Raw genomic sequence first — 1,269 nt, 5'->3', positions numbered from 1 at the left:
CTATTATACTATAACATACAGAAAAGCATTTCCCTAATTGGAAATGCTTTTCTACTTTTCATCTTTCTTATATTGATATGGCTTCTATAGTCCCGCGTTTATATACCTGTACTATACTTGAAATCACTATTGTTACATTCTTTAAAATGTCTTCTCATAATTGTGCAGATGCTAATTCACCTCGATGTAATTGAAATAGCCCCAAAAATGTTCCTTTATCCCCCGCTGCTTTTCGATTACATTTTTTTCATGATCAGCAATTGTGAGTGGAATCCAGTCTGGTATACCATTAGGATTTGAGGGTATAGTAAATATGAGGTGTTATCCCATGTTAAAAAAAATAGGATTTGTTTTTCTGCTCTCATTCTTATTATCAACAAATGTTTTTGCAGAAACAAATAAACAAATTGAAGTGTTTGATTGTCAAAAGGAAATGGTTATTCAAAAGCAATCTCCAAATGCAGAAATTCAAAAAGAAGCGATACAATATGCAAAATCAATTACTGGAGCATTTAAAAATATAAACGTTGTCCCTAAAACTGGACATATGGTAAAAATCCCTTTGTCTAAACCTGTGAGCATTACAAATCAATGGATACATACAACTATAGATGAAGTTCTTGTACTTCTTCCACTTAACGAAAAACCCTATATTATGATTTATGATGATGAAAACAATCCACATTTTTATTATGTACAAGGTCATCCTGAACATTTATTAAAACATTTGAAAGTTAAGTAATTACACAAAGAAAGATCCCATAGAGTATCATCTGTGGGATCTTTTTCTAAGTAACTTTAAATCAGAATCTTCGAACGTTATTTTCATTTAAAAATTGTGTAATCTGCCTTTTGTGGTGATTATCATGATCTACAAATTCTTTAATAATAAATAAAAGAGAATAAGATATTCCTGTGTGAGGACAATGGGATACTCCATTAGCAGTTAAATGTTCATTTAACTTGTCAGCCGGCATCACACTAAGCTCTTTTACAAGTAGTTCCCTTTTATCTTTTGCTTCTTCAAGAAGCTTTATTGGGGATATACCTGATTTCGCATAATCAGATGCTATTTTATTATAAATATCAAAATCAGGAAACTCCATACCCTTTCCCTCCCTCACCAATGGAAGTATTTTAGATAACAGATATCTATCCCAGTTCATAATATGAGATATTATCTCAGCAACAGTCCATTTACCTTCAGATATTGGTGTAGTCCAAAATTCTTCTTCCATATCTTTTAATGTACTTAACCAAGATGAATAC

At 31.4% G+C, this 1,269-nt stretch carries 2 protein-coding genes and 1 pseudogene; 1 reads left to right on the top strand and 2 read right to left on the bottom strand.

Features of this window, described 5'->3' with window-relative positions:
* Window positions 1–91 precede the first annotated feature (91 nt).
* A pseudogene (locus V7183_RS25880) lies at window positions 92–315 on the bottom strand (invasion protein); the annotation flags it as partial.
* 13 nt (window positions 316–328) lie between these two features.
* Between V7183_RS25880 and V7183_RS25875 the strand changes: the two are divergent.
* Entirely contained in the window at window positions 329–742 is a 414-nt protein-coding gene (locus V7183_RS25875; protein WP_097898251.1) for a hypothetical protein, read from the top strand.
* A 61-nt stretch (window positions 743–803) separates the two neighbouring features.
* On the opposite strand, the gene V7183_RS25870 is transcribed toward V7183_RS25875, so the two are convergent.
* The coding region (locus V7183_RS25870) for a DinB family protein (protein ID WP_335361326.1) at window positions 804–1,269 on the bottom strand (466 nt) is incomplete at its 5' end.

Source organism: Bacillus sp. JJ1127 (genome assembly GCF_036965845.1).
Lineage (GTDB): Bacteria > Bacillota > Bacilli > Bacillales > Bacillaceae_G > Bacillus_A.
This window is presented reverse-complemented; position numbering and strand designations above follow the sequence as displayed.

Excerpts from the sequence above, each read along its gene's own strand:
- V7183_RS25875 (WP_097898251.1), top strand. The coding sequence starts at position 329 with ATGTTAAAAAAAATAGGATTTGTTTTTCTGCTCTCATTCTTATTATCA.